The sequence below is a fragment of the Rossellomorea vietnamensis genome (assembly GCF_001305855.1).
Taxonomy (GTDB): Bacteria; Bacillota; Bacilli; order Bacillales; family Bacillaceae_B; genus Rossellomorea; species Rossellomorea vietnamensis_A.
The window spans coordinates 232,522-258,161 of sequence record NZ_LIXZ01000005.1 but is presented as its reverse complement, the minus strand read 5'-3'; the positions used below and the strand labels follow the sequence as shown (position 1 = coordinate 258,161).

28 protein-coding genes are annotated in these 25,640 nt (G+C 41.2%); 20 read left to right on the top strand and 8 right to left on the bottom strand.

Translation table 11 applies throughout. The features are described from left to right. The first annotated feature begins 1 nt into the window (after window position 1). From AM506_RS08715 to AM506_RS08700, 4 genes are read left to right on the top strand one after another with little or no spacing between them, the layout of a single operon-like run. A complete protein-coding gene (locus tag AM506_RS08715) occupies window positions 2-1,081 on the top strand; it encodes a mandelate racemase/muconate lactonizing enzyme family protein (RefSeq protein ID WP_060672097.1) in 1,080 nt (359 codons plus the stop codon). Between the two features lie 17 nt (window positions 1,082-1,098). Then, window positions 1,099-2,022, top strand: a complete 924-nt coding sequence (locus tag AM506_RS08710) for a C40 family peptidase (RefSeq protein ID WP_060672176.1) — start codon at window positions 1,099-1,101, stop codon at window positions 2,020-2,022. After that, window positions 2,019-3,023 carry an ABC transporter ATP-binding protein gene (locus tag AM506_RS08705; RefSeq protein WP_060672096.1) on the top strand — a complete coding sequence of 335 codons (1,005 nt, stop codon included), beginning with the start codon at window positions 2,019-2,021 and terminating at the stop codon, window positions 3,021-3,023. The genes AM506_RS08710 and AM506_RS08705 overlap by 4 nt, the downstream gene beginning before the upstream one ends. Before the next feature lie 19 nt (window positions 3,024-3,042). Next, entirely contained in the window at window positions 3,043-3,831 is a 789-nt protein-coding gene (locus AM506_RS08700; protein WP_060672095.1) for a serine hydrolase, read from the top strand. A gap of 68 nt (window positions 3,832-3,899) precedes the next feature. Here the strand turns inward: AM506_RS08700 and AM506_RS08695 are convergent, their stop codons facing one another. Together AM506_RS08695 and AM506_RS08690 are read right to left on the bottom strand one after the other, a co-directional pair. Continuing rightward, entirely contained in the window at window positions 3,900-4,901 is a 1,002-nt protein-coding gene (locus AM506_RS08695) for a DUF3231 family protein (protein WP_060672094.1), read from the bottom strand. Window positions 4,902-5,054: 153 nt separating this feature from the next. Further along, window positions 5,055-5,876 (bottom strand): STAS domain-containing protein, encoded by an 822-nt coding sequence (locus AM506_RS08690; protein WP_060672093.1) that lies wholly within the window; start codon window positions 5,874-5,876, stop codon window positions 5,055-5,057. Window positions 5,877-6,178: 302 nt separating this feature from the next. Between AM506_RS08690 and AM506_RS08685 the strand changes: the two genes are divergently transcribed. Beyond that, window positions 6,179-6,724 carry a helix-turn-helix domain-containing protein gene (locus AM506_RS08685; protein WP_082386288.1) on the top strand — a complete coding sequence of 182 codons (546 nt, stop codon included), beginning with the start codon at window positions 6,179-6,181 and terminating at the stop codon, window positions 6,722-6,724. A gap of 81 nt (window positions 6,725-6,805) precedes the next feature. Here AM506_RS08685 and AM506_RS08680 read toward each other — a convergent pair whose 3' ends face one another. Beyond that, window positions 6,806-7,105: a DUF3889 domain-containing protein gene (locus tag AM506_RS08680; protein WP_060672174.1), complete on the bottom strand. Its 300-nt coding sequence runs from the start codon at window positions 7,103-7,105 to the stop codon at window positions 6,806-6,808. A gap of 313 nt (window positions 7,106-7,418) precedes the next feature. Between AM506_RS08680 and AM506_RS08675 the strand changes: the two genes are divergently transcribed. Together AM506_RS08675 and AM506_RS08670 are read left to right on the top strand one after the other, a co-directional pair. Continuing rightward, complete coding sequence (locus AM506_RS08675) at window positions 7,419-10,502, top strand: GNAT family N-acetyltransferase (protein ID WP_060672092.1); 3,084 nt, start codon at window positions 7,419-7,421, stop codon at window positions 10,500-10,502. Between the two features lie 177 nt (window positions 10,503-10,679). Next, window positions 10,680-11,480, top strand: coding sequence for a class I SAM-dependent methyltransferase (locus AM506_RS08670; protein ID WP_060672173.1), 801 nt, complete (start codon window positions 10,680-10,682; stop codon window positions 11,478-11,480). Window positions 11,481-11,545: 65 nt separating this feature from the next. Here AM506_RS08670 and guaC read toward each other — a convergent pair whose 3' ends face one another. Continuing rightward, a complete protein-coding gene (gene guaC, locus AM506_RS08665) occupies window positions 11,546-12,529 on the bottom strand; it encodes a GMP reductase (protein ID WP_060672091.1) in 984 nt (327 codons plus the stop codon). A 240-nt stretch (window positions 12,530-12,769) separates the two neighbouring features. Here guaC and AM506_RS08660 point away from each other — a divergent pair, with 240 nt between their 5' ends. After that, window positions 12,770-13,318, top strand: a complete 549-nt coding sequence (locus tag AM506_RS08660; RefSeq protein WP_060672090.1) for a 2'-5' RNA ligase family protein — start codon at window positions 12,770-12,772, stop codon at window positions 13,316-13,318. A 74-nt stretch (window positions 13,319-13,392) separates the two neighbouring features. Here the strand turns inward: AM506_RS08660 and AM506_RS08655 are convergent, their stop codons facing one another. Continuing rightward, complete coding sequence (locus AM506_RS08655; protein ID WP_060672089.1) at window positions 13,393-14,640, bottom strand: cytochrome P450; 1,248 nt, start codon at window positions 14,638-14,640, stop codon at window positions 13,393-13,395. Window positions 14,641-14,809: 169 nt separating this feature from the next. Here AM506_RS08655 and AM506_RS08650 point away from each other — a divergent pair, with 169 nt between their 5' ends. The 8 genes from AM506_RS08650 to AM506_RS22725 all read left to right on the top strand — a co-directional run bounded on the left by AM506_RS08650 (window position 14,810) and on the right by AM506_RS22725 (window position 21,894). Continuing rightward, window positions 14,810-15,196, top strand: coding sequence for a MerR family transcriptional regulator (locus AM506_RS08650; RefSeq protein WP_060672088.1), 387 nt, complete (start codon window positions 14,810-14,812; stop codon window positions 15,194-15,196). After that, complete coding sequence (locus tag AM506_RS08645) at window positions 15,193-16,713, top strand: class I adenylate-forming enzyme family protein (RefSeq protein ID WP_060672087.1); 1,521 nt, start codon at window positions 15,193-15,195, stop codon at window positions 16,711-16,713. Before AM506_RS08650 ends, AM506_RS08645 begins: the two co-directional genes overlap by 4 nt. Next, window positions 16,710-18,392, top strand: a complete 1,683-nt coding sequence (locus AM506_RS08640) for an acyl-CoA dehydrogenase family protein (RefSeq protein WP_060672086.1) — start codon at window positions 16,710-16,712, stop codon at window positions 18,390-18,392. Before AM506_RS08645 ends, AM506_RS08640 begins: the two co-directional genes overlap by 4 nt. A 369-nt stretch (window positions 18,393-18,761) precedes the next feature. Then, window positions 18,762-19,631 carry a cation diffusion facilitator family transporter gene (locus AM506_RS08635; protein ID WP_060672085.1) on the top strand — a complete coding sequence of 290 codons (870 nt, stop codon included), beginning with the start codon at window positions 18,762-18,764 and terminating at the stop codon, window positions 19,629-19,631. A gap of 169 nt (window positions 19,632-19,800) precedes the next feature. Further along, on the top strand, window positions 19,801-20,628 hold the full coding sequence (locus AM506_RS08630; RefSeq protein WP_060672172.1) for an alpha/beta fold hydrolase: 828 nt from the start codon (window positions 19,801-19,803) through the stop codon (window positions 20,626-20,628). Window positions 20,629-20,647: 19 nt separating this feature from the next. After that, window positions 20,648-21,112 (top strand): GNAT family N-acetyltransferase, encoded by a 465-nt coding sequence (locus AM506_RS08625; protein WP_060672084.1) that lies wholly within the window; start codon window positions 20,648-20,650, stop codon window positions 21,110-21,112. Between the two features lie 193 nt (window positions 21,113-21,305). Beyond that, entirely contained in the window at window positions 21,306-21,734 is a 429-nt protein-coding gene (locus AM506_RS08620) for a GNAT family N-acetyltransferase (RefSeq protein ID WP_060672083.1), read from the top strand. Window positions 21,735-21,753: 19 nt separating this feature from the next. Further along, window positions 21,754-21,894, top strand: a complete 141-nt coding sequence (locus AM506_RS22725; RefSeq protein ID WP_160316863.1) for a hypothetical protein — start codon at window positions 21,754-21,756, stop codon at window positions 21,892-21,894. A 35-nt stretch (window positions 21,895-21,929) separates the two neighbouring features. Here the strand turns inward: AM506_RS22725 and AM506_RS08615 are convergent, their stop codons facing one another. Both AM506_RS08615 and AM506_RS22480 read right to left on the bottom strand, forming a co-directional pair. After that, window positions 21,930-22,316: a sporulation protein gene (locus tag AM506_RS08615; protein ID WP_060672082.1), complete on the bottom strand. Its 387-nt coding sequence runs from the start codon at window positions 22,314-22,316 to the stop codon at window positions 21,930-21,932. After that, window positions 22,316-22,453, bottom strand: coding sequence for an FbpB family small basic protein (locus AM506_RS22480; protein WP_152968555.1), 138 nt, complete (start codon window positions 22,451-22,453; stop codon window positions 22,316-22,318). The genes AM506_RS08615 and AM506_RS22480 overlap by 1 nt, the downstream gene beginning before the upstream one ends. A gap of 348 nt (window positions 22,454-22,801) precedes the next feature. Here AM506_RS22480 and AM506_RS08610 point away from each other — a divergent pair, with 348 nt between their 5' ends. The 3 genes from AM506_RS08610 (at window position 22,802) to AM506_RS08600 (ending at window position 24,358) form a co-directional block, all read left to right on the top strand. Then, the gene (locus AM506_RS08610) at window positions 22,802-23,227 is read left to right on the top strand and encodes a DUF1801 domain-containing protein (protein WP_060672081.1); all 426 of its coding nucleotides are present in this window, start codon (window positions 22,802-22,804) and stop codon (window positions 23,225-23,227) included. Between the two features lie 198 nt (window positions 23,228-23,425). Then, window positions 23,426-24,061, top strand: a complete 636-nt coding sequence (locus AM506_RS08605) for an FMN-dependent NADH-azoreductase (RefSeq protein ID WP_060672080.1) — start codon at window positions 23,426-23,428, stop codon at window positions 24,059-24,061. A 111-nt stretch (window positions 24,062-24,172) separates the two neighbouring features. Beyond that, window positions 24,173-24,358: a hypothetical protein gene (locus AM506_RS08600; RefSeq protein ID WP_060672079.1), complete on the top strand. Its 186-nt coding sequence runs from the start codon at window positions 24,173-24,175 to the stop codon at window positions 24,356-24,358. Window positions 24,359-24,561: 203 nt separating this feature from the next. Here AM506_RS08600 and safA read toward each other — a convergent pair whose 3' ends face one another. Continuing rightward, window positions 24,562-25,191: a SafA/ExsA family spore coat assembly protein gene (gene safA, locus AM506_RS08595; protein WP_082386287.1), complete on the bottom strand. Its 630-nt coding sequence runs from the start codon at window positions 25,189-25,191 to the stop codon at window positions 24,562-24,564. Window positions 25,192-25,424: 233 nt separating this feature from the next. Here safA and AM506_RS08590 point away from each other — a divergent pair, with 233 nt between their 5' ends. Continuing rightward, window positions 25,425-25,628, top strand: a complete 204-nt coding sequence (locus AM506_RS08590; protein ID WP_060672078.1) for a hypothetical protein — start codon at window positions 25,425-25,427, stop codon at window positions 25,626-25,628. Window positions 25,629-25,640 lie beyond the last annotated feature (12 nt).

Sequence of the window (25,640 nt, the reverse complement as noted above, 5' to 3'; positions counted from 1 at the left end):
CATGAAGATCCAACAACTTGAAACGTTCAGAGCAGCCGTCCCATTACATAGCCCTTTTAAGACCGCTTTACGTACGGTGAAAGTGGCGGAAGCTATCATTGTCAAACTGACTTGTGAAAACGGGATTATCGGCTGGGGGGAAGCACCGCCGACCGTAGTGATCACCGGAGAAAGTTTATCCAGTATTGAATATAGCATCCAACAAGTAATTAAACCCTCAATAGTAGGCAAAAACCTATTAAAGCATGAAAATCTTTTTCAACAGCTGCATTCGTTACTTATCCGGAATACAAGCGCGAAGGCAGCTGTTGACATGGCAATTTATGATTGCCTTGCTCAACATTGTCATTTGCCACTCTATCAATTTCTGGGAGGGTACAGAGAAGAACTTGAGACAGATTACACTGTGAGTGTGAACAGCCCGAAGGAGATGGGTGAGGATGCAGCAGCATATGTGAATAATGGCTTTGATGTACTGAAAGTGAAAGTCGGCAAGGATGAAATCGAAACGGACATAAAAAGAATTCATGAAATTCGCCAACGGATCGGGTATGATATTCAAATCCGCCTGGATGCCAATCAGGGATGGGAATCAAAAGCCGCAATTAGAGCCATTCGCAAGATGGAGGACCTTGACCTGAAGATAGAATTAGTTGAGCAGCCAGTTCCTGCACATGACATTGAAGGGTTGAAAAGAGTCACGGATGGGGTCGAAACCCTTATCATGGCTGATGAAAGTGTATTCACTCCATACCAAGCCTTTGAAGTACTAAAGACCCGTAGTGCAGACCTGATCAATATTAAACTCATGAAAGCGGGGGGAATCTACCAGGCTCAGAAAATAAATGATCTAGCTGAAATTTGCGGGGTCGAATGTATGGTCGGCAGCATGATTGAAACCAGACTGGGAATAACGGCTGCCGCCCACTTTGCTGCAAGCAGGAAAAACGTCACTCGATTTGATTTCGATGCACCGCTTATGCTGGCTGAAGATATTGTAGTCGGAGGAATCCAATATAACGGTCGGAAGATTACTATGCCAACCAAACCGGGTCTTGGGATAGAGAGAGTAAAAGTATGAATATTGGGGGAAATCAAATGCTGACAAAGGCGCAAATAGCAGTACCTGTAGCAACTTTATGGACGAATCGGGATTCTGCACGTGACTTGGATACACCGGCTATAAGCAATCCTGTTCACATTACACATTGGTTGAACTCCTTAAATTATGATACACGTTTAGCCCTTTGCGACGAGAACCGCATACAATCGCAAGCCTTATTCGGTCAGGAAGTATTCGTAGTGGAAGAGAGGAACGGTTGGTCCCACGTCCTCTTACCTGATCAATCATCTTCAAAAGACGATCGCGGATACCCCGGCTGGATCCCAAGTGCTCAGCTTTTACCTGGAGAGCCATCCCCAGCGGACACATATGCCATTGTAACAAGTAAATTCACCGACTTAATCAATAAAAAGAATGAAACTGAATTTGAACTCAGCTTTCAAACCACTTTACCTATTGTCAAAGAGCATGATGATTTAATAGAAGTGGAGACTCCTTTTGGGACAAGGTTTTTAAGGCAGACAGATATTATCATCTCTAGATCGAAAGTGAATGATCGAAAGGGAAGTGGCAGGGATATTGTCTCTTCCGGAGAATTATTTCTTGATCTTCCATATTTATGGGGCGGGATGTCAAGCTTCGGGTTTGATTGCTCTGGATTCAGCTACACGATGTACAAAACTCAGGGATACATGATTCCACGGGATGCAAATGATCAGGCGAAGGAAGGAAGAGAGGTACCATTGGATCAATTATTGCCTGGAGACCTCTTGTTCTTTGCGTACGATGAAGGAAAAGGCAGCATTCATCACGTTGCCATCTATTATGGTGAGGGGAAGATGATACACTCCCCCAACACTGGTAAAACGATTGAAATTCTGTCATTGAAAGGAACTTATTATGAAAAAGAGTTATGTGCTGCCAGACGCTACTGGGAAGAAACGGAGGGATCTCCATGACAACTCATAAGTTACTAGAAGTCAAAGAATTAAAAAAATACTTCCACCTGGAAAAAGGAAAGACACTAAAAGCAGTGGATGGTATTTCATTTGATATATTCAAGGGGGAGACCTTCGGATTAGTAGGAGAATCCGGTTGTGGAAAGTCCACCACCGGTCGCACCATTATCGGATTGTACGACCGGACAGAAGGAGAGGTCTTATATGATGGTAAAAACGTCCACGAGCTTTCGGAAAAGGAAAAAAAATCATTTTACCGGAATATGCAGATGATCTTCCAAGATCCATATGCTTCTCTGAACCCCCGCTCAACCGTAAGGGAAATCATAGCTGAACCTATGGAGGCACACGGCTTATTCAAGGATAAAAGAAAGCAGATGGAACGCATCTATCAACTTTTAGAGGATGTAGGGCTGAATCGTGATCATGCCAATCGGTATCCCCACGAATTCAGCGGGGGCCAGCGTCAGCGTATTGGCATAGCAAGGGCACTTGCCCTTGATCCGGATTTCATTATTGCAGATGAGCCGATTTCTGCACTTGATGTATCTGTACAGGCACAAATTGTAAACTTATTAACGAAATTGCAAAAAGAAAAGGGATTGACCTTTCTCTTTATTGCACATGACCTTTCGATGGTCAAACATATCAGTAACTGCATCGGTGTGATGTATCTAGGTCATATTGTAGAACTTACCGAGAGCAAAGAGTTATATAAGAAGCCTCTTCATCCGTACACTCAGGCTTTACTTTCAGCGATTCCGATTCCCGATCCGGATGTGGAGGATTCACGGGAAAGGATGATCATACAAGGGGAAATCCCAAGTCCGATCAATCCCCCGACTGGCTGTGTGTTCAGAACCCGCTGCCCGGCAGCCATGGATGCTTGTGCCACCCATAAACCTAAATGGAAGGAAGTAGAGGAAAAGCATTATGTAGCTTGTCACCTTTACGACAAGGAAATGACAGGGGAACATGACGAAGTAGCAGTCACTAAGTAAAGGGAATGAAGAAAATAAAATGGAAAATGTACTAGAAAATAAAATCAGAGAAATAGTGATTCGTTGTACCGGAAGGGTGAGTGTTGCAGTGGAGCTTCCATCTCACTCCTTCCACATCAACGGAGACAGCACTTATTCCGCTGCCAGCTTAATTAAGATTCCGATTTTACTCGAAGGTTTCCGTCAAGCTCAGGAAGGGAAAATATCCCTTAGTGATAGGGTTACGATCCCTAAAGAGGGGAGAGTTGGCGGGGCAGGAGTACTGGTGTCACTTTCTGATCATCTTACCCTTACTGTAGAGGATCTCCTTACCCTTATGATCATCGTTTCAGATAATACAGCCTCAAATCTTCTTATAGAACGACTTGGTTCGATTGCCATACAAGACCTTTGCGATACTTTACAATTAAAACAAACAATGCTTCGTAGGAAATTAATGGATTTTGAAGCGGTGGAACAGGGTTTGAATAACTATACCTCTGCACTTGATATCATTTCCTGTTTGAAGGTATTGGACATTGGGACGGAATATAGTCCAACGAGCCGGAAAAAAATGCTGCATATTTTACATCAACAACAATTTGATACCAAACTCCCATCCCGGATGGACAGGGGATCTGTGTATATTGCGAATAAGACAGGGGAGCTGCCCGGGGTTGAGCATGATTCCGCCATTATAAAGTTCCGGGAGAAAACTGCCTATATAGCCGTACTTATCGATGAACTTGGACAAAACGAACCTGGGAAAGACACCATTGCTCAGATTGGAAAATTGATGAGCGATTTTTTAATCAAAGATAACAGTTGAAAAAGCAGATGAGCCATATGAATGATGGCACATCTGCTTTTATCTGTTGTTAAGAAAAAAAATTCAGGCTATTTAAACAGCTTATTTCGATCCTCCATACTTGGAGGCTGTTCCATCCAACCGTTCTTTGCCATTATTTTACCCCCGTCATGCCCATAAGATAAGATGTCCTTTGCAGTTGAAGCTAGCTTGACAGGAAGGTCGCTGCGTAGGCTGAAAGCAGTTCCCAGGGCATTGCTCCCTAAACCGAAATTAGTGAAAAGGGAAGTACAATACATCATGATCTTATCTGAAAAAGGTGCAATCGTTGAATCGGTTGCTTTCGCTCCGGATGTCGAAGGAGCTTGAATATCACTTTCCAGCAGCACTTTAGAATAGTCACTTACGATTGTCTTGGATAATTCTTTTCCTTTGATGAAGTATTTCTTCACTTCCGATTCATTTGCCACTTGAGCAAAGCCCGTCATCATCTGCATTCCCAATGTATTTGATTCGATCCCGAAATATAGATAGGCAACTTCTACCGTATTCAATGCCCTTTTATCAGAAAAAATATTAAAGCCTGCCATGTAATTAGGGCTTTGAGCGAATTCAATCGTTCGGGGAAGGGTCACCGCGGGTGGTCCTGGTAACACATCCTTTTTGCGTATGTAATCCATGCACTTTTCATAAACGGACTGAGTAAATCCGGTCAACTCTTTATATAGGAGAATGAGATCTTTCCGGTAAGACATATTGACGTGTAACGTATGTAAGCCCATACCAATGGCTGTAAGTTGCCTTAGAAACATGATATCGAAATGGTGATCGAATAGTTTAGGAACCCCCGGATATACATCCTCACTGGTAAAACCGGCAGGAATGACACACCCCTCCTCTTCGAATAAAGAGGTGAGCACTCCAACGTATTCTTTCACATTTTTATGTGCGTCAACCAGGATGCGTTTTGCTTCCTCGTCATCCGCATTTTCAATGAAATATTCAAGCATGCGCTGAATCATTGTCTTTTCTTGATATGTCATCCATAAAGTAGCAATCTCACTTGAATTTAACGCTTTCTTTTCAGTCATGCACACCCATCCTTTTTTTCTTTCATTTCATTCCGAGGCCCGGAAAATTCATATACTCATTTTGCCTCTTGAATTGAAAATTATTCCCTATTGAATAAAATTGAGAAGTCGAATTTGAGCTGCTATGAAGCATAAAGAAGAAAGAGCATCCTACTATTTATGGATGCTCTTTCTTTTTTGCAGATGAATGAGGGCTGTGTGCAGACTGGCGAATGTTGGGATATGCGTAATGACAATTCCCAGGTTGACCATGGTTTGAGCAATTTCCGGTCGAATACCTGTCAAAACTGCCTGAATCCCGGCTAATTTAAGAGCCGCCACCACTTTAAATAACTGATCTGCCACCATCGTATCAACCAGCGTAACACCTGATAGATCAATGATCAGATAGTGTAAACCCAATTCAGACCCTTTTGTGAGAGCTCTTTCCATTAAATCCTTCGATCGTGAGGCATCGATATCCCCAATAAGAGGCAGAATGGCAATCGAATTGGTCACCTTGACAATCGGTATGGACAGTTCGGCACTGATAGAAGCCGAATGGGGGTGCGAATAAGCGATTGTCATTCGATGAATGGCCCGGTCCACCCCTGTGTGAAAGAGAGAAAGTAAGTCAGAGAAAGTTGAAAGCGAGAGCTCTTTAACGATCGCCTCTGCTCCTATCACTTCTCCGATCATATTGCGAAAGTAATGGAGATCGTTTATCGCTACTTCAAGAGAAACATCCAGCTGCCTGAATAGCGTAACGGAAGAACATGCCCACTTTTCGATGTTTTCCGGATGATTAGCCATTCGCAATGAATCAGCCAGTACCTCGATGGAATCGCCTCTCCATTTTCTAAGGGAAACTTTGACAATATTCGAATAGGAAGAGTCTATATTCGCTCTTTCCTGAATCAGCCCTGATTTTGATTCGATTACACGATTAATGAAATCTAGATATTTATCTTCGTGCTGAACGGCCTTCATCGGCATATAATAACCTCCTATTATTAATCAACTTTGAGGGTTGTCTAAATATGTAAATATATTTGGAAAAAAGAATAGAGGTAACGTAGGATTCTATGTTATGATTTTTAAGAAAGAGTACAAATATATTTTTATTTATTGAGGACGAACGGTGTCTCATTAAAGAAGTGAAGGAATTGTGATTGATAGATTCCTTCAATTTTATTATACAGAAGATTAACACGTGAAAAAGTGTCTGTTCAGACACTTTCTAACATGTAGTATACAGTTGCTTTTCTGTCATTATGGTTCAGAAGGGGGATTGAGGGTTGAATAAAAGAACTTGGCTCACTAAGTTGCGAAAAAGGAAAAAGATGACACAGCAGGAAGTAGCTGCAAAAGCCTTTATTGAAAGATCCTATTATGCCCAAATTGAAAATGGAATCCGCAAACCCAGTGCTGAAGTGACGATCAAGTTAGGTCAAGTGCTAGATTTCCATGCATCAAGTTTTAACCTGGAGGAGAATCCATTCTCCATCGCCTTACAAAGTGCTCCTGTCATCCTGGCTCATTGCGATACGCAATTACGGTATACATGGATTTTCAATACTCCTGATATTATACCAATCGATCATATAGGGAAAACAGATGTGGAGCTGGAGGACAATGAAGGGAATCGTGCCCTGATGAAGTTAAAGAAAGAGGTTTTAACTGAAAAGGGGCCAGTCAGTCGAGTCATTACGATTCCATTATCATCTGGGGATATCTCATACAATGTTTATGCCCATCCCCTTTTAAATGAGGATGGTGCCATTATTGGAGTTGCCACTGCTTCCACCGAAATACATAGAAACAGACCAAGCGAAGAGCAATAAGGTACAAAAGGAAAAACGATTCTGGTGAAGATAATAAAGAGATCGAAGGATAATAAATCCTCCGATCTCTTTTTTTGAAAGCTATCGATTCGTTTCCCTGAATTTAATATCAAGGAGTTTTTCACTATCAGTTTCAAACTGGATATCAATAAACACTCCGAATTCTTTACCATCCTGCCTTAGCCAAAGCTTAAATTTTTCGGTTGAAATCTTCGTTCCATATTCTTTTCCAATGTGAAGATAATCCACGATCGCTGCATCAGGATACCTTTCTTTCGTTTTTCTTACAGCAAGACTTCCCCATTTGGCATAGGACGGAATTTCCTGTTGTGCATGGAGAACCTGAGTGCCGTCATCAATTGTCAAATTCGTTAAAAACATCAAGCAAAGAACAGTTGAAACAAGGCGGATCCATTTCAAAAGTATTACCCTCTTTTTATCTTGTAGGGTTGTCTTGTCTGTCAGAATTTATTCCCTTTTTACAATTCCAATCCATTCTCAGGACAGGTGAATATTTTTTTAAGTTAGAATATTCTTTACTTAATCCGCATAAAATCTTAAACTGTGGATGTGGGAAGAAAATCTTTCCAACACAATGAAAGGAGGCGATGACGATGATTCCAATCGTCGATGCAAGTTTAAAAATCAATGAATATGAGGTTCTTTCAATTAAAACATAGCCTGGGAGGTTATTATGAAGACAACGCTTCAGCAAGTAAAAATCGTAGAATATCATGAAGGTTTAGCAAAAGGAATCGCGAAGATGTGGAATGAAAGCCGTGAAAATTGGGGCGGGGATTCCACCGTTACAACAGAACAGGATGTGAAGGACAAGGAAGCCAATTCCACCAATCTTCATCTATTTTTAGCCATGATAGGCGATGAGGTCGCAGGGTACTGTGGACTTTCCGAATATCGTGAAGATGAAGGGGCTTTGTACATTCCGTTACTAAATGTACACCCTAAGTATCAAGGGTTGAAAATCGGCAAACAGCTTGTGTTAAAAGCGATCGAGAAGACGGTGGAATTACAGTGGCCAAGACTTGACCTGTTTACCTGGCCGGGAAACACAAAAGCTGTGCCACTTTATAAAAAATGCGGATTTTTCTGGGAAGACCGTGATGATACGGTCCATTTAATGAATTTCATCCCAATGGTGCTTCAAATCGAGATGCTGAAGCCTTTTTTCGAGAAACATGATTGGTATGAAACCAGTCAGCGCTTGATTGAAATTAAACCGGATGCTTTAAAGGTGAATGACCATACGTATTATGAATATAAGTGGGAAGCAGGCGAAGAATTTGTCCGTATTCAATTTGAACGAACGGGACGGGGTATTCGTTTAATTGAAACCCAGGACTATTTAGTTCAAATGATTCTGCCTGAATTCAAACTTCTGGAGAATGAAGACCACTATGTAAGCTATCATGTTGAGAACCGCAGCAAGGAACCTATTGAAGTTTCGTTAAAAGGGGTCTCGTCACCGATAGCAGAACATAATTTCGAAGATACCTTTCTGGTCGAAAACAAATGGATGAGAGATTATCCTGTAAAGATTTCAATGCCGGAAAGTAAACCGGGTCCATGGAAAACCCACCCCACGATCGGGGCTGATTTCAAACTGAATAAGCAAGATCTTTCGCTGAAAATGGGTGTATACCCCAAGCAGGCAGGCAAAGTGAACCTAGGGTCTGTGAAAAAGAATTGGAGACCCCATAGTAAGGGAACCGTCTATCTCGACCTTGAAAGTCAGGTTGGTGAAGATTCCACTTGGACAGTGAAACTGCCTGAAAATAAAGTAATATGCTGGGAAAAATCTGACGTGATCGAACGGATCAGCGCCAAAGGGAGAACTTCCATCCCAATCCCTGCTCAACTATTGAAAAATGGGTTCTTATCAGAAGAAATTGTTATAGAGGTCGAATGGGAAAACGGACACCAAACCTCCTTTACGACTACACTGAGATGTGCATTTCCAGGATTCGGGGCTAAATTCGGCGGAGAAACAGACGAGCACTGGTTTGGATATAATGGACCACACTTTGTTGAAATCGAAAAAAGAAACCATATGGTGAAAATAGGTTCAACTGCATTCTCCAGGGATCCAATTTCTTTATTTACTCCTAAATTCGGTAAACCATACAGTGAAGAATTTTCAAAAAAAGAAGCATCTTGTATTGAATTCATCGAGTTACCAGAAGCATTGGTTATTAAAACATCACTCGTATCAGAAGCCTTTCCTTCCATTTTACTCAATTCATATTTCAAGTTGTATGGAGAAGGTTTGGTGGAAGTTAAGCATGAGGTTGTGAATAAAGGAATTGATGATAAGAAAAGGCTTTCTTTGATACAGCCCGTGTTCACAAATTTTGAAGGGCTGGCTGTCCCTCAAAACAATGGGGTCTTAATTGGAAATGAGTCTCTCGTTCCATTTGTTGAATATATCGATGACAGAGCTATCTCAGAGAGATGGATGTTTATAGGAACAGCAAAAGGAGACACGATCGGTTTAGCATGGCCGGAAAATGCGACAGTCAGAAAAGATGATTGGCGGATGGCTTTGGAATATGAAATGGACTTGCTTCAAGCCCAAGAGGAGCTATGTTTAGGTCCGATACAGGTAGGCATCAACGTTTCTAATCACTGGTCGAATTGGCGCGAATTCATTACAGGGGAAGACGTGGAATTGAAGGAGCTTCCACTATTTGCTTTCGAAAAAGCAAAGGGAGACGTTGTCTCTACCTTAGGTGTTAAAGAGGACTATTCATTCAAATCCATGATGACTCCTTATATCCATGGAAGATTAACCGTTCAGCACGAAGATGAGACCCTGGTGAAAGAGGTGCTGAAAGACGAAAGCGTGACTCATGTGAACGTTCAACTTGAACATTGTTCTCCTGGAGTAAGATGGGTATCAGGTGAATTCATTGCAAAGAGTCAAACGGCAAGGATGGACTCCTTGCAATTCGTTAAAGGAAACAGAGATGTGAAGATCGGACAAAATGATGATATTTGGTCTGTTGACAATGGGGTTATTTCGTTTAAGGTCTCTTCGGATTACCATCCGGGAATTTATTCATTAAGTTTAAGTGGAAACGAAGCACTTGATCATCAATACCCAACGCCGGGCCCGCGCGCCTGGTGGAACCCATGGGGCGGTGGGATTGCATATTCTTTCCGAAATGTCAGTGCTTACTCTATGCTGAAAGAAAAAACAACGATTGAATCAGTGACGAAAGTGGATCATAATGGTCACCATTGGTCCGGTCTCAGTTTAACAACAGAGTTTAAGCAGCACGAGACGATGAAAGGCGTCATTCTACGTCAATTCGCCTTGACCCTGCCGGAAGTACCGGTGCTTGCCGTTTATGCGGAAATTCATCAACATTCAGGGCAAACGATCGACAAAGAAATACTGGACCTGGATGCTTTCTTCAAGCTGGGAGAGACGTTACAATCCAGTTACATTTCACTTCCTACAGAAGGAATCTTCCATAAATACTACGCGGGGTCGGAAGAATTCGTATTAAGAGATACACCATTCGTTAAGTTGGGATCTGACGAGCGGAAAGAGATGATGACGTTTGTTCATCCTGCTGATAGAAAGATGTCAGAAGCGTATATTAATCAAGATGCACTTTTAGTAGCTTCATCGAAAGAGTGGTCGGCTTCCACCGGAGAAATCATAAAAATTGACCCAAGTATCCTCTTCTACGGAGAACTGAAGGACACCGACACCCAAAGCCTTAAAACATTGCAAAACATCAAATTTAGTTAATTTAGCGCGAACCTGCCTGCCATGCAGGTTCGCGTTTTTTGTTTAGAGAAGAGGGACGGACCTCAAAAAGGTGTTACTTATCCTGGGAAGACCCTGATTGTATAAGGATCTGGGAGGATAAGTGGAGTGTTTTTTGAGGTCCGTCCCTCTACCATTTATTCTGGAGGTGACGAGATTTTGAGGCAAAGTGAGTTTAGTAGTATTAATAGGGCAGGATGGAATGATGGTGCTTATCAAGCTTGGGTGAATCGTCATGGATTACCACAAGATTATGCTCTTACGCTTATAAAGAGCCCCCAACAAAAGATATTGAAGTATTTAAACCATATGGGTGATATCAGAGGGAAACGAATTGCAAATTTACTAGGGTCAAAGGGGAATAAGGCAGTGTCCTTTGCCTTATTGGGTGCAGAGGTTACTGTAGTGGATATTTCGAAAGAAAATAGCATGTACGCGATGGAATTGGCAGAAGCCGCTGGTGTCGACATTCATTATATCGTTTCTGATTTATTAGAAATCCCCGGTGAAGAGAAAGAAGAGGATTATGATTTTGTCATTATGGAACTTGGGGTTCTACATTATTTTGTGGATTTAGTGCCGGTTTTTACTATCGTCAGAAAGATGTTAAAAAAAGGAGGGACGTTCATCTTGAGGGATTTCCATCCTGTACTTACTAAACTACTAACGGTTGAGGGGGCGAGAATGGTGGCAGCAGGGGATTACTTTGGGACCTGTGAAGTTGAAGTAGATGTTGCATTCCGGAAATTATTAAAGACTGATTTACTGCACCCATCCACTAAGAATAGAATACGCAGGTGGACACTGGGTGATATCATCACATCAATTGCCACTACCGGCTTGACCATTACTCAATTAGAGGAGGAGGCCGGGATAAGATGGGCATTCCCACGCAATGCTCCATTGGGGATTGAAAATAACATACCAGGTTTGTTTACAATCATTGCAGAGAAAAAATAGTTGAAACCTAATATGACCATTAAAAAAAGGTGAGCAAACACTGCCCACCTTTCACCTTTTTAAGATTAATATACCTTATCCCCATTAAAGATCGAATTCTTCACCACAACGTAATCTACTGTACGGATGGATTCAAGTTTCGTTCCTCCTGCATAGGAGATTGAAGATTGAAGATCTTGTTCCATTTCAATCAGAGTATGTTCTAGTGACCCTTTATGTTCAACGTACATTTTCTTTCCTTCAACGTTTTTCTTCTCACCCTTTTGAAATTCGGAAGCTGATCCAAAGTACTCTTTGAAAAGCTTTCCTTCTTTCTCAATCGTTTCTCCAGGAGATTCTTCGTGACCGGCAAATAGTGATCCGATCATTACCATAGAGGCACCAAAGCGGATGGATTTTGCCACATCCCCATGAGTCCGGATGCCTCCATCAGCAATGATTGGTTTAGTAGCCGCTTTAGCGCACCATCTCAACGCAGCCAGCTGCCATCCACCAGTACCAAACCCTGTTTTGATCTTGGTAATACAAACTTTCCCCGGCCCGATTCCAACCTTGGTAGCATCTGCCCCCGCATGTTCTAATTCTCTTACGGCCTCAGGGGTACCAACGTTCCCGGCAATCACAAAGCTTTCAGGTACATGTTTTTTAATATGTTGAATCATGTTGATGACAGCATTGGAATGCCCGTGTGCAATATCGATTGTAATGAATTCCGGTACAAGCTTTTCTTCAGCCAGCTGCCGGACAAACGTGTATTCCTCTTCCTTTACACCTACTGAAATAGAAGAAATTAATCCACGTGATTTCATATCTTTAATGAATGACACGCGTTTTTCTGGTTCAAAACGATGCATGATATAGAAATAATTATTTTCAGCTAAATAGACAGCAATTTTTTCATCAATTATGGTTTGCATATTGGCTGGAACTACAGGCAGTTTAAACGAATGGCCACCCAGGGTTACACTCGTATCACACTCAGATCGGCTGTTAACCACACATTTTGCAGGAATTAATTGAATATCTTCATAATCAAATACATTTTCCATCATTACACCCCTAAACACGAATATTAAAGTTTGTTTATTTTATAAATGTTCGTCCATAAGGTAATTTACATCATTTTCTTATCGATGTCAAAGATTTTCATCAAATTATTTAATGATATAGAAAGTATTCACTCTGCCAATCATTAAGCGTTTACATCCGATTCATCTTGAGTGAGACTGTGTTAGAGTATAAATATACGGGACATGTTAAATCCGTATGTTAAGAAAGGTGGTTCGCCTATGTACTGGGTCATCGCTCTATTCGATGATAAAACGGAAGAGCTTATTAAAGGAATTTGGAAGGAACTAGCGGTTAAGAACATTTCTTATTATGAAGAAGAGATCAATGATGCCCGTCCTCATATTACATTAGGCAGTTACACAGAATTAGACAAAGAGGCATACATAGAATCTTTAGACACATTTTATGAACATATGGTATCTTTCAGCATCACATTTAATACTGTAGGATCTTTTTTGAACTTCGGCACACTTTTTCTTTCCCCGACAGTTACGAGGGAGCTTCTGGACTTTCACTCATCACATTACGATCATTTTCATTCTTTTAATCATCAGGCTAATCCACTTTATCTTCCAGGCAATTGGATTCCACACTGCACTTTGGCTAATAAACTTTCCCCTGAAAAATTGGCTGAGGGGTTCGAGCATTGTTTAGGTAGGGGAGACACGATAAAAGCGGAGATAACGGATATAGCCATTATTGAATTAATTGACGATTCAGAGGATTGTATGGAGGCACCTATCATTTTTACTAAATCATTAGGATAGTCATAAAACACAGAGAGGCGGGAACATAACCCGCCTTTCTGTGTTTTATCTTATAGATTACAAATGCACCAACGTTATATATAGCATACCTTCTTCATCACGAATCCACTTTTGGGGAGGGATGGAATCTCCCGAAGGCTATAGCTCATATCCTGCTTCGGCAGTCGATATTTAAGATGCTTACTCATGAAGGAGAAGCTGGCTTTCAAAACTTCAATGGTCGGCCATTCCCCTGGGCAGCGGTGACCCGTATCATAATCCCCACCGCCTTGTGGGACCAGTTCATAAATACTGCCTTTGTAGTTACTGAACCGTCCGGGTTCGAAATGATCAGGATTCTCCCAGATCCGGGGATCGTGATTCGTACCATATAAATCAAGCATGACCATTTGACCTTGTTTAAAACGATATTGCTGCCATACGAAATCTTTGGTAGTCAGTGCAGCCAGAAATGGGAAAAAGGGGTAGTAGCGACGCACTTCCTGAATGAAGCAACGCAGGTCTTCATCATTTGACATGATCTTTTCTTTCCACTCAGGCTGCTCTGTAAGTGCAACGGCACCAAACACCAGATAGCGTGATATGGCTACTAAAGGGCGAATGATATTTAATAATTCGACTGCAGCCACTTGTCTATCAAGAAGGTCCCCATTGAGGTCTTGATGGAAAGCCATTTCATACAGGGCAGACCCTTTTCTTGTTTCATGCTCTCCTTGACGCACCATAAGGATAACGCTTTCAATCCATTTTTCTAATCGATTCCTTGCCCGCAGGCTTGCAAGATACTGGGGACCGACTTTCGATGCTCCTTCAATTAATTTGTTTAAATCTTTGGAGCGTTTCGGAATTTCTTTCTCTTTTATCGGAATACCAGCCCATTCACACCCGACCTTTGTAAGTAATTCCAGGGACTCATCGAAAAGGTTAACTTTGCTTTTCTTTTCCCACTTACGTGTATATTCATCCCACTTTTTTGTCGTTATTTTATGCAATTCCTCGAGGCCTTCAGGTGTCATCAAAGACATAAACAAACGTTTACGGTGCACATGAGACTTTCCATCTAACGTCTGTACCCCGCCTTTACCAAAAAGTGTGTTCAGTATGTGGGGAGGCATCGCTCCATTCCGCTTCATCTTTTCATTATCATAGAAAAGTTTCACACCTTCTTCACCGCTGAGAAGAGCGACCTTCTTACCAAGAACTTTTGTTTCATATACATCCAGATGATGCTTCTGAGTACGTTTTTGAATAAATTCATAGCCATCTTTAAAGATCGACAATGTGCGGTCAATCCCCTTATCTTTCGGTACCTGAACTGGCATTATGTATTCACATTCCCTTCTATTGGATTATTTTGTACTTTCCCACTTTTCTTATGAAAATAAACACCACATCAAAAAAGTAGACATTTTGTAAAAACCAGTTGAACTTTACGTCAACGTCAATGATACAATGAAAATATCAAAATTTTCCAACAAAGAGCTGATCAGTATGTCTTATACCATTTCACAATTAGCAAAGGAATTCAAAGTAACGACACGTACGATCCGGTATTATGAAGAACTTCATCTATTACAACCTGAAAGGAGTGAATCAGGAAGAAGACTTTACTCCAAGAGTGATGTCACCAGACTTAAATTAATTTTCCGCGGAAAACGTTTCGGATTCACTTTGGAAGAGATCAAGGAAATGATTCACCTGTTTGATCAAGATCGAAGTGGAAGGAAGCAATTGGAACGCACAGTTGAATATGGGAACATGAAAATAGAGGAGATAACCACCTTCATTCATGAACTGGAAACGATGAGAGCTGAAATGGAAGAACTAAGGGATGACTTCCTCAAAAAATTAAATGAGTCAGGGGAGAAGCGAGAATGAATATCTCAGAATTATTGTCTCGAAATTCCAGGAAATATCCAACACGCCAAGCGATTGTTACCGAGGATGAAGAGATGACTTACCGGGAGTTGAATGAAAAAGTCAATCAGTTGGCCAGCAGCTTGAAAATGCGGGGTATAGCTGTCGGGGATAAAGTGATGCTGTTCATGCCGAACACGAAGGAATTTATCATCAGTTATTTCGCAGTCCTACGGTTGGGTGCAATCATTGTCCCGGTTAATGCAAAGCTTACTTCTGATGAATTGACATTTATTGTACACCACAGCGATGCCCGTGCCATCCTTGCACATGAGCGGGTTTGGGAAACGGTAGAGAGCATTGACCCCGGTACTCTATTATGTGTTAAGACAGGGAAGACACAAGGGGCTTGGAAATCATTCGATGACATTCTGAATGAAGGGAGTAAAGAAGAAATCGACTGCACCATGAGTGAAGAGGATGACGCTACCATCCTTTATACATCCGGTACGACAGGTCAGCCAAAAGGAGTTCTATTCACGTACCGAAATATCCTAACCGTTTCCACCATGATGTGTGTAGAATTTGAGATGAAACCCGAGAGCAGGATCCTCCATATGATGCCTCTAAGTCATTCTGCGCCACTTCATCTATTCCTTATAGCAGGTACTTATGTAGGAAGCACCCATGTTTTATCACCGACCTTCACCCCTGAGAATCTACTTAAGATGGTACAGCAAGAACGGATCACACACTTTTTCGGTGCACCGGTCGCCTACCTATTCACTTCCAAACTGCCAAACATTCAAACATATAATCTTACTTCAATGAAATATTGGGTCTATGGCGGAGCACCTGTTTCCACAACAGAAATTGCTTATATTAAAGAACGGTTAGGGACGGACCTCCTTCATTGTGTTTACGGTCTGACAGAAGCTGGACCCAGCGGAACCCTTCTATCTGCAGATGAACACCACGAGAAAGGAGGGAGTATCGGGAAGAGAGGGGCACTCGGAACAGAAATAAAGATTGTTAATGAAGCGGGGAATCCAGTTGACACGAATGAGGTGGGAGAAATTCTCCTATACGGTGAAGGAAATATGAAAGGATACTATAAAGACCATGAGAAGACCAATGAAGCCTTTATCAATGGATGGCTAAAAACTGGAGATCTTGCCAGAATGGATGAACAAGGATATATATGGGTGGTGGACCGCAAAAAGGATATGATCATTTCCGGCGGGGTGAACGTATTTCCTAAAGAAATCGAAGAACTGCTTCTCGAACATCCGGCCATTTCCGAGGTGGCAGTCGTTGGAGTCCCGCATCCCGAGTGGGGGGAAACTGTTAAAGCGTATGTCGTCAGTTCGCTTAAGGTGAATGAACTCTCGCCGGTATGTAATGAATTCCTAAAGGGGAAACTCGCAAGTTATAAAATTCCAAAACTGTATGAAACCTTGCATGCCCTACCGCGTAATGCCACAGGTAAAATACTGAAACAGGCTTTACGGGATATGATTCAGGAGGTGAATTCATGAGAAAGATTGAGAATTTTTATCATGAAGACCCTCATTTAAAAGAAATCCTCGAGGTTTATCTTGATTCAGATTTTTTCTCATGGGCCGATCTGGAGCTGAACACTTTCGGCGAGCTATGTGCAGGAGAAATTGATGAACGGGCCGTCCACACAGATCGCGAGGGACAGCCTAAGCTTATTAAATACGACCGATTTGGAGAAGAAATTTCTGAAATATGGGTAAATGAAGGATACAAGAAAACAGTTGAACAAACTTACAATAAAGGAATTGTCGGGTATATTCATAAAGAAATACACGAGCTTGGGACTAAAGGGAATTATATGTATTCCTATGCCCAGGGATATCTATTGTCTCAAACCGAGCCAGGTTTCTATTGCCCAGTCACCCTTTCCATGGCAACGGCCCTCCTTCTTGAAAGGTATGCGTCTCGTGAGGTGAAAGCAATGTTCCTTCCCCACGTCCTTTCAACAGGAGAAGTCGAATTATTTGAGGGAGCGACCTTTTTAACCGAGAGGCAGGGAGGGTCTGATGTCGGCGCAAATGATACAAAGGCTGTTCAAGATGGTAAATCCTATCAGCTATGGGGAGAAAAATATTTCGCCTCCAATTCCGGCATGTGCGGAGTGACCATGGTTCTCGCCCGGATAGAAGGATCCGGTAAGGGAACAAAGGGACTTAGCTTATTCGCTGTTCCGTGGAGAAACGATGATGGTTCCCTTAATGGTATCCACATTCGAAGATTGAAGGACAAGTTGGGTGTCAGGGCAGTGCCTTCAGCAGAGGTGGAGTTCAAAGGTGCAAACGCCTATCTTGTTGGAGAGCCGAATAGGGGCATCTACTATATGATGGAAGCACTGAATCTTTCACGGATTTGTAATGCCGTTGCTTCGATCGGCATTATGAGAAGAGCCTATCTGGAAGCGAAAAATTACGCTTTCCATCGTGAAGCATTCGGACAGCCTCTGGCTCATTTTCCGATGATTAAAGAAACCTTGACCCGCCTTGCAGCTAAACAGGAAGTGGAAACCAGTGCCGTTTTCCATCTCGTTCACTTGTTTGATCGAGTCGATTCTGATGAAATTCCCTCAACAGAGGAAGAATCTGTCCTGAATCGGCTGCTTATTGCCATCCTGAAGAAAGAATCAGCGGAGCAGGCGATTCACTTCTCACATGAAGCAATCGAGCTTCATGGTGGAAATGGTTATATTGAAGATTTCGTTCTTCCCCGTTTACTCCGGGACGCCCAGGTATTAACAGTGTGGGAAGGTACAGCCAATATTTTAGGACTCGAAGTTCTGAGATTAATGAATAAACACCGGGCTCACGAATACTTTTTAGCCAAAATGAAAGAAGAGCTATCCCTTGTTCCTGAAGAATTCACACTTTTAACGATCCCCGTAACGGAAGGGATTTTAAAACTTGAGCAACTATTGGAATTGGTAACTACGTCTAATCATGATACACAGACCTATCATGCGAAAAGAATAGCAGAACTGATGGTCAAAATTTTTGAAAGTGTGATTGCCCTTAAAGATGCATCTACGTTTGGCGGAAAAAGAAAACGCATGATTGCAGATGTTTTTATCGAGCAAACATGGAAAAGAACGGAATGGATCGATGATGAAATGAAATCTGTTCAATACTTCGACGAAATAGTCGGGGTGAACGTAAGGGTTTAAATAAAAAAAATAAATCCCGGGATTTTACAACGCCCAGGGATTTCTTTTTATTTTTCACAGCAGCAGGGACAATCACATTCTTTTTTCGTCTTGCATGTACAGCGTTCACAAGGACATTCTTTCGTGACCAAATATGGCACCTCCCATTATATTTTCGTTAGTATTCATCGTAACCAAAATAATTGAACTCATACATACGAGGACTGTATATGCAGTTCTATTTTTATTGCCTTTATAAAAGTTTGCTCTCGGAAACACTTTTCACCCCTTCATATTAAGATTGCTTCACTAAAGAAGGTTGCTATAGACCCACATAGGAAGGGGTTGCTATGATATTCAGGTACATATAAAATCTGGAGGATAATGATAGTGAATCAAGAAAAATATGATCAGTTGAAATTAGGAGAGCGTGGTGCAGTTATTAGCATCATTGCCTATATTATATTATCACTCATTAAATTCCTCATTGGCACAACAGCCGGTTCAGAAGCATTACGTGCAGACGGGTTGAACAATGCAACTGATATCGTGGCTTCCGTTGCGGTATTTATCGGACTAAGGTATTCGAGGAAGCCAGCCGATCAAGATCATCCATATGGCCATTGGAAAGCGGAAAGTGTAGCCTCTTTACTGGCATCTTTTATCATGATGGTGGTAGGGATACAAGTTCTATACAATGCTATCCAATCGGTATTTGACGGAAAAACCGAGGCACCGGACCTTATTTCCGCATGGACTGGTATTGGGGCTGCAATGGTCATGTACTTTGTCTATAGATACAACAAAAAATTAGCAAAGAAAATCAATAGTCAATCCCTTATGGCTGCGGCAAAAGATAATCTTTCCGATGCATGGGTAAGCATCGGTACGGTGATTGGAATCATTGGTGCTCAATTTTATCTGCCCTGGCTGGATCCCCTTACGGCTGTCATTGTCGGCGTACTTATATGTAAAACAGCGTGGGGCATTTTCATAGAAGCTTCCCATTACTTAACGGATGGATTCGATGAAGAGCTTATAGAATCTTACGAAAAGACTGTCCTCAATCTCCCCGGAGTTAAAGGTGTTAAAGATATTCGCGCAAGAAATTATGGAAATAACACCGTTGTCGATGTTGTGATTCTTGTAAGGTCAACCCTCGATATAAAACAGGCACATGATATTTCAAGTGAAGTAGAAGAAGAATTGATGGATAAGCATGAGGTGTATGATGTGCATGTTCATGTGGAACCGAATTAAAAACCCTCCACTAAAATAAAGCGCTTCACTTCGAAAGGCTCTGCTTAGGGCCTTTTTGTGGTTTAAATCCATATCAACACTTTTTTCAAAACTTAGCAAGAATATGTTGGATGATAATGGTAAAATAAAAGAATAAGAGAAGGAAAGATATACATAGGAGATGAACACTATAAAACGTTATTTTATTCAAAAACAACTCCAGCGAATACGCATTACGGAATGGGGCAACCCTGAGAAACCCGTGATCTTTTGTCTTCATGGCTTAGGGAGTACAGGCCTCAGTTTTATTGAAATAGCGCACGATTTAAAGGAAGACTATAGAATCATTTCCATTGATGCACCTGGTCATGGAAAGACTGCCCCATTTGAACGCGGGGAAGAATATGAAATGAATAACATGGCCGAATGGCTTAATGAAGTGATTGAACTCCTTGAAGTCGATTCATTTTATTTCCTGTCTCATTCATGGGGTAGCTTTGTCGCTCTTTTTTATGCAGCCGAATACCCCGATAAGCTCAGAGAATTAATGTTGATCGATGGGGGTTATCAGGGAAAACGTCATTCGATTCAAACCGTAGAAGAAGAAGTCGCTTATTATGAAGAAGACTTTGAGCAGGCTTGGGACACATGGGAGGACTTCCTCGCCCTCGTTAAGAGTGAAACTTTAAGCTGGTCTTCATTAAAGATGGAGGCGGCTCAAGATCTTTTCCTTTATCATAACCATCAATATTATTGGCATGCCCGCGGAGAAACAGCTGGTCACATCATCCGTGCCATGCACAAAGATGAGGTTGAGGATATTTATCACAAAATTAAAAACCCCGTTTTATTATTAAGGGCGTCTCTTCCAGAAAGCCTTTCCGAAACCCGTAAAAAGACAGCCGACCTTTTTAGTAAGACCAAGGGAGAAGTAAAGTGCATTCCGGGAACGACCCACCTTCTTCATTGGGACCGTCCTGAAATTGTAGTAAGGGAAATAAGACAGCGCTGGAAATAAGTAAAGGAGGAATCACTTTATGATTCTATTAAAAACCATGACAGAGAACGAATATAATGAGTGGATAGAAGAGTCCATCAAGGAATATGCAGAAGAAAAAACAAAGGCAGGTAACTTCAAGAAAGAAACGTCCCTGGATCAAGCAAAGGAAGAATTTAATAAACTTTTACCTGAGGGCAGGGAAACAAAAGATCATTATTTATTCTCTTTGGTTCATGAAGAGAGCAAAGAAATCGTAGGTAACTTATGGGTTCATTTAAATGATGAAGCCCGGGAAATATTTATATATGATATTAAGATCCATGAGAGCAAAAGGGGATCAGGATATGGGAAGGCAGCTTTAGCGTCACTGGACTCCTTTGCAAGGGAAAAAGGTATCCCAAAAATATCACTGCATGTATTCGGTCATAACAAAACAGCTATATCTTTGTATCAAAAAACAGGTTATGAAGTAACAAATGTATTAATGTCCAAATCGCTTTAAAACCAAAGGGCGCCTGTTCATTCGGTGTCCTTTTCTACATAGAGGAGGATCATCCACCATGACGACTGTAAAAGAAACATACCGTTTTGACGACAGTTATTTCTTTATTGGAGATGCAGGGAAACTGATTGTAACTCTCATCTTTGTCTTAGTATTTCTTTACATAATTTTAAGGAAAAGAAGGTAGTGAGTCATGAGAGAAATGAAATACGCTCAATTATCAGATCTGGAAGCGATTGTTGAGATTGATCAACAAGTCATCGGGCAGGCAAACAGAAGGGGAGAAATCCAAAGAGCGATAATGGAGCAGGGATGTCTAGTAGTCAAAAGGGAAGGAAAGGCTACTGGCTTCCTCCTATTCAATACCCGGTTTTTTGAGAACGCATTTGTCTCTCTAATCATCATTGCTCCTGAGGAGAGGAGAAATGGGTATGCGTCTTCCCTTTTGAATTATTTTGAGAAGATTTCCCCAACAGAAAAAATCTTTTCATCTACTAATCAGTCAAACATCGAGATGCAAAAGGTTTTCAAGAAAAATGGCTACACTCCAAGCGGAATGATTGAAAACCTGGACCCTGGCGATCCCGAGCTGATTTATATTAAATATAAAGAGAATCCATAAGATTGGGGGGGGAGCGAAATTGATGATCATATTTTTAGCTGTGTTTCTTCTTATCTTCTCGTTTGATTTCACGAAATTCAGGAAGCAAAATCAGACGATGATCGAGCAGAATGAAAAGATCATTTCACTACTTGAGGACATTAAGAAAGAAAATACATGATAAAAATGGCTCGCAGAAGATTGCGAGCCATTCTTCTATACAATTGAAATATAGTCCTCATCCACGCTTTCAACACCCTGATCAAACGTCAGCTTAGTCTTGAACAAGTAACGGACACCCTCTTGAGAACAAGGAACTCCCAAAGGGATTCGGTAGGTAAATGACAGTTTATTACGTTCATCTGCCTGGATAATATCCGATTGTATTACAGTGGTGGAATCAATGAGTTTCTCTTCTTTTCCATTCTTATCAATCATAACCAAATCACATTCAACCCGCCTCAGCTTTTGTTCAATGATGCCACCCTCTAAAAAGAAGTAACCATGCAAGAGTTCTCCTTGTTTAAATGAAGTTTTAGGCAGCACAAGATCAATCTTCGCAGACCCCACACCGAAGAGGGACATGTATTTACGCAGTATCATTAGGCATGCTCCTTTTTCGCCGTAGTATATTTCTTATCGATTTTTTCTTCGATTCTGTCCATCTCCCGTCGATTTCTTATCATTTCTTCTTTGTTATCTTCTATTAATCGAGAGAGGTTTGATTTTAACTTTTTCATTGTCCATTACTTCCTTTCAAAGTGAAATAATAAAGAAAAGACCTTTACCAATGGTGGTAAAGGTCTTTTTTGGACATATATTAGCCTTCACCAACTGGTAAAGGTCTCGCTAACAACATGGTTGTCAATAAAGCCGAGAGCATACACTCTGTAATGACGACTTTATTGTTACAGCTACTCCCCTTTAGGAGAATATTAAATTATGAAACCATCATAATCGATACGGTCATAGATGTCAAAGAAAATGAGGTACTTGAATCATTTCATAATATCAGACTCCATGCAGGAATCAGCAGGATTTAAAGAGAAATAGTGGGTTAGGAAGAAAAGGAAAAAGGAGCTGGTCATATGTATGAATTGAAAACAAAACAAAATGATGCGAGCGTCATTGAATTTATTGAGGGAGTGGAAGATCCTAAAAAAAAGGAGGATGCTTATAGGTTACTGGATATTTTCAGTGAAGCAACCGGCCATGAAGCAAAAATGTGGGGACCAAGTATTATCGGATTCGGTTCTTATCATTATAAATATAAAACGGGTCACGAGGGAGACGCTCCATTAGTAGGGTTTTCACCCAGAAAAGCCAAGATAAGCTTATACTTTGCCACAGGTGACTCCGAAAGAGAAAAACTCCTGGAGTCATTCGGGAAGCATACATCCGGTAAAGCGTGTGTGTACATAAATAAAGTAGCAGACATTGACGAAACGGTGTTAAAGCAATTGATTCACCAGTCTGTGACCTTTTTACAAAGAACATATCCTGACAATGACTAAGTTTTTTATAGGGAATCAGTCTCGTTCATGCGACTAATTCCTTATTTTTTTTGACTGGAAGCTTTTCATTTGTGTTTCAGGGTAATATCTTATATTATTAATCTTGAATTAAGACTATCATGGTTCGAGATACATGATTTCAAATCATTTCTAAACCTTGATAAGGATCATTTCACATACAGAAAGGGACGATTCAACATGACAAAGGTATTATATATTACAGCACATCCACACGACGATACACAATCTTACAGCATGGCTGTAGGGAAGGCATTCATTGATACGTATAAAGAAGCAAACCCGGGTCACGAAGTGGTTGCTTTGGACTTATACAAGGAAAATATCCCACAAATCGATGCTGACGTATTCAGCGGCTGGGGTAAATTGCAATCCGGGAAAGGATTCGAAGAACTCTCTCAAGAAGAGCAAGCAAAAGTTGGCCGACTTGGTGAATTATCCGATCAGTTTGTCGAAGCAGATAAATATATTTTCGTTACACCATTTTGGAACTTCTCATTCCCTCCAGTAATGAAAGCATATATTGACTCTGTATCAGTGGCAGGTAAAGCTTTCAAATATACGGAGCAGGGGCCGGTTGGACTTCTAACAGATAAAAAAGCTCTTCACATTCAAGCACGTGGAGGAATTTACTCAGAGGGTCCGGCAGCCGGAATGGAAATGGGACACCGCTACCTGGAAGTAATGATGCAATTCTATGGCGTTCCTTCATTCGAAGGATTATTTGTAGAAGGACATGCAGCAATGCCTGATAAAGCAGCGGAAATCAAAGAGAATGCAATTGCAAGAGCAAAAGATTTAGCACACACATTTTAATAATAGAGGGAGTCAACCTTGTGTTGGCTCTTTTTCTTGGCAACTTTTTCAATTAATACGAAACTCCAGCCCCGTTTCATTCGTATAGAGAGAAGAAAAGGAGTTGAGAAAATGAAGGATCAAGAGTTTATTGATATTGAATTAGGAGAAGGTGAATCACTCGCAGCCCTGTTACAAACAATCGTGACCCAAAAGAGGGAAGAATTAGGAACCCATGCCGTATATGTTCAAGAAATTGTTTCTACATATGACAACCATTTTACGATAATTATTGATATCAACCGCAGCACTTATTAGATGAAAGAGGGGAGACCTCTATGGAAATGATGCCTCCCCTCTTCATTGTGTCAGCCGGAAGTAGCAGCGCACTGAAACTTTCATGATGATCCTTACTACCGTGCACTACTCCTTGTTGAATAAAGCGAGCCTTAATTGAACCGTTTTTATCGAGGTATAAAAAGAGACCCTGGTACAGTACCAGAGTCATAAGCACTTATTTTTTACCTTTTAATGAACATTTGAGTCCAATAATGACCGTACGATCCACCCTTCACATATCCTACTCCAATTTCTGTATACGTTGGGGAAAGGATATTTTTTCTATGACCTTCGCTGTTCATCCACGCCTCTACAACTTCAGCCGGAGTCCTTTGACCTGCAGCGATATTTTCACCCGCTGCCTGGTAGGATATGCCGAAGTCCTTCATCATTTGAAATGGAGATCCGTATGTTGGAGATGTATGGCTGAAATAGTTTTTCGCGATCATGTCTTCCGACTTATAGCGAGCGACACGGGATAACTCCCAATTTTCCTTCAATGGGGGTAAACCCACTTTTGAACGCTCGATGTTCACGAGTTTCACTACTTCGTATGTATAACTTTCAGCAGTGGCATTTACTCCTGGGATATTTATGCTTTGACCAGGATAAATCACATTCGGGTTGCTGATTCCGGGGTTTGCTGAAATCAACTCAGATACACCCACCTGATGTTTCACGGCGATTTTCCACATCGTATCCCCGTAAGAGACCTTATAGGTACCTGCAGCGGCAACCTTGGAAGAATGGCCAAATCCAATGACAAAAGTGACAGACAACAATAAGATAGATAAAAGTTTTAAAGTTTTCATAGTTCTATTGAAATATAATTCTGTTAATTTTAAAACAGGTAGTTGTTACCACTGATTAACGAAGCCTGTAAAATCAACACCTAGTAAATTTTACTAGGTTAATTTTCCGGTTACTTTATAATCATAACAGAACAAATAAATCCCATATTATGGTCGTCCTTTGATATACTTATGATTAAAGACGTTGTACTGATGTATAGATAGGCGAGATACATACTAAAGGAGTGTATTGAATGAATTGGTTGAATTGGAACGACTTTTTAGCCCCGTCCAATCCATATGCGGCTGTTTTCTTCGGAATCATTCTCACCATAGTAGTTGCCTTCAGTATTTGGCTTGAAACGCGACAAATACGAACCCTTTTTATCGCAATCGTCTCAGGTGGATTGACCACCATCATTGGAGTCGGACTCCTCACGATGGTCGGATTCTATTAGGAAGGAGGAAAT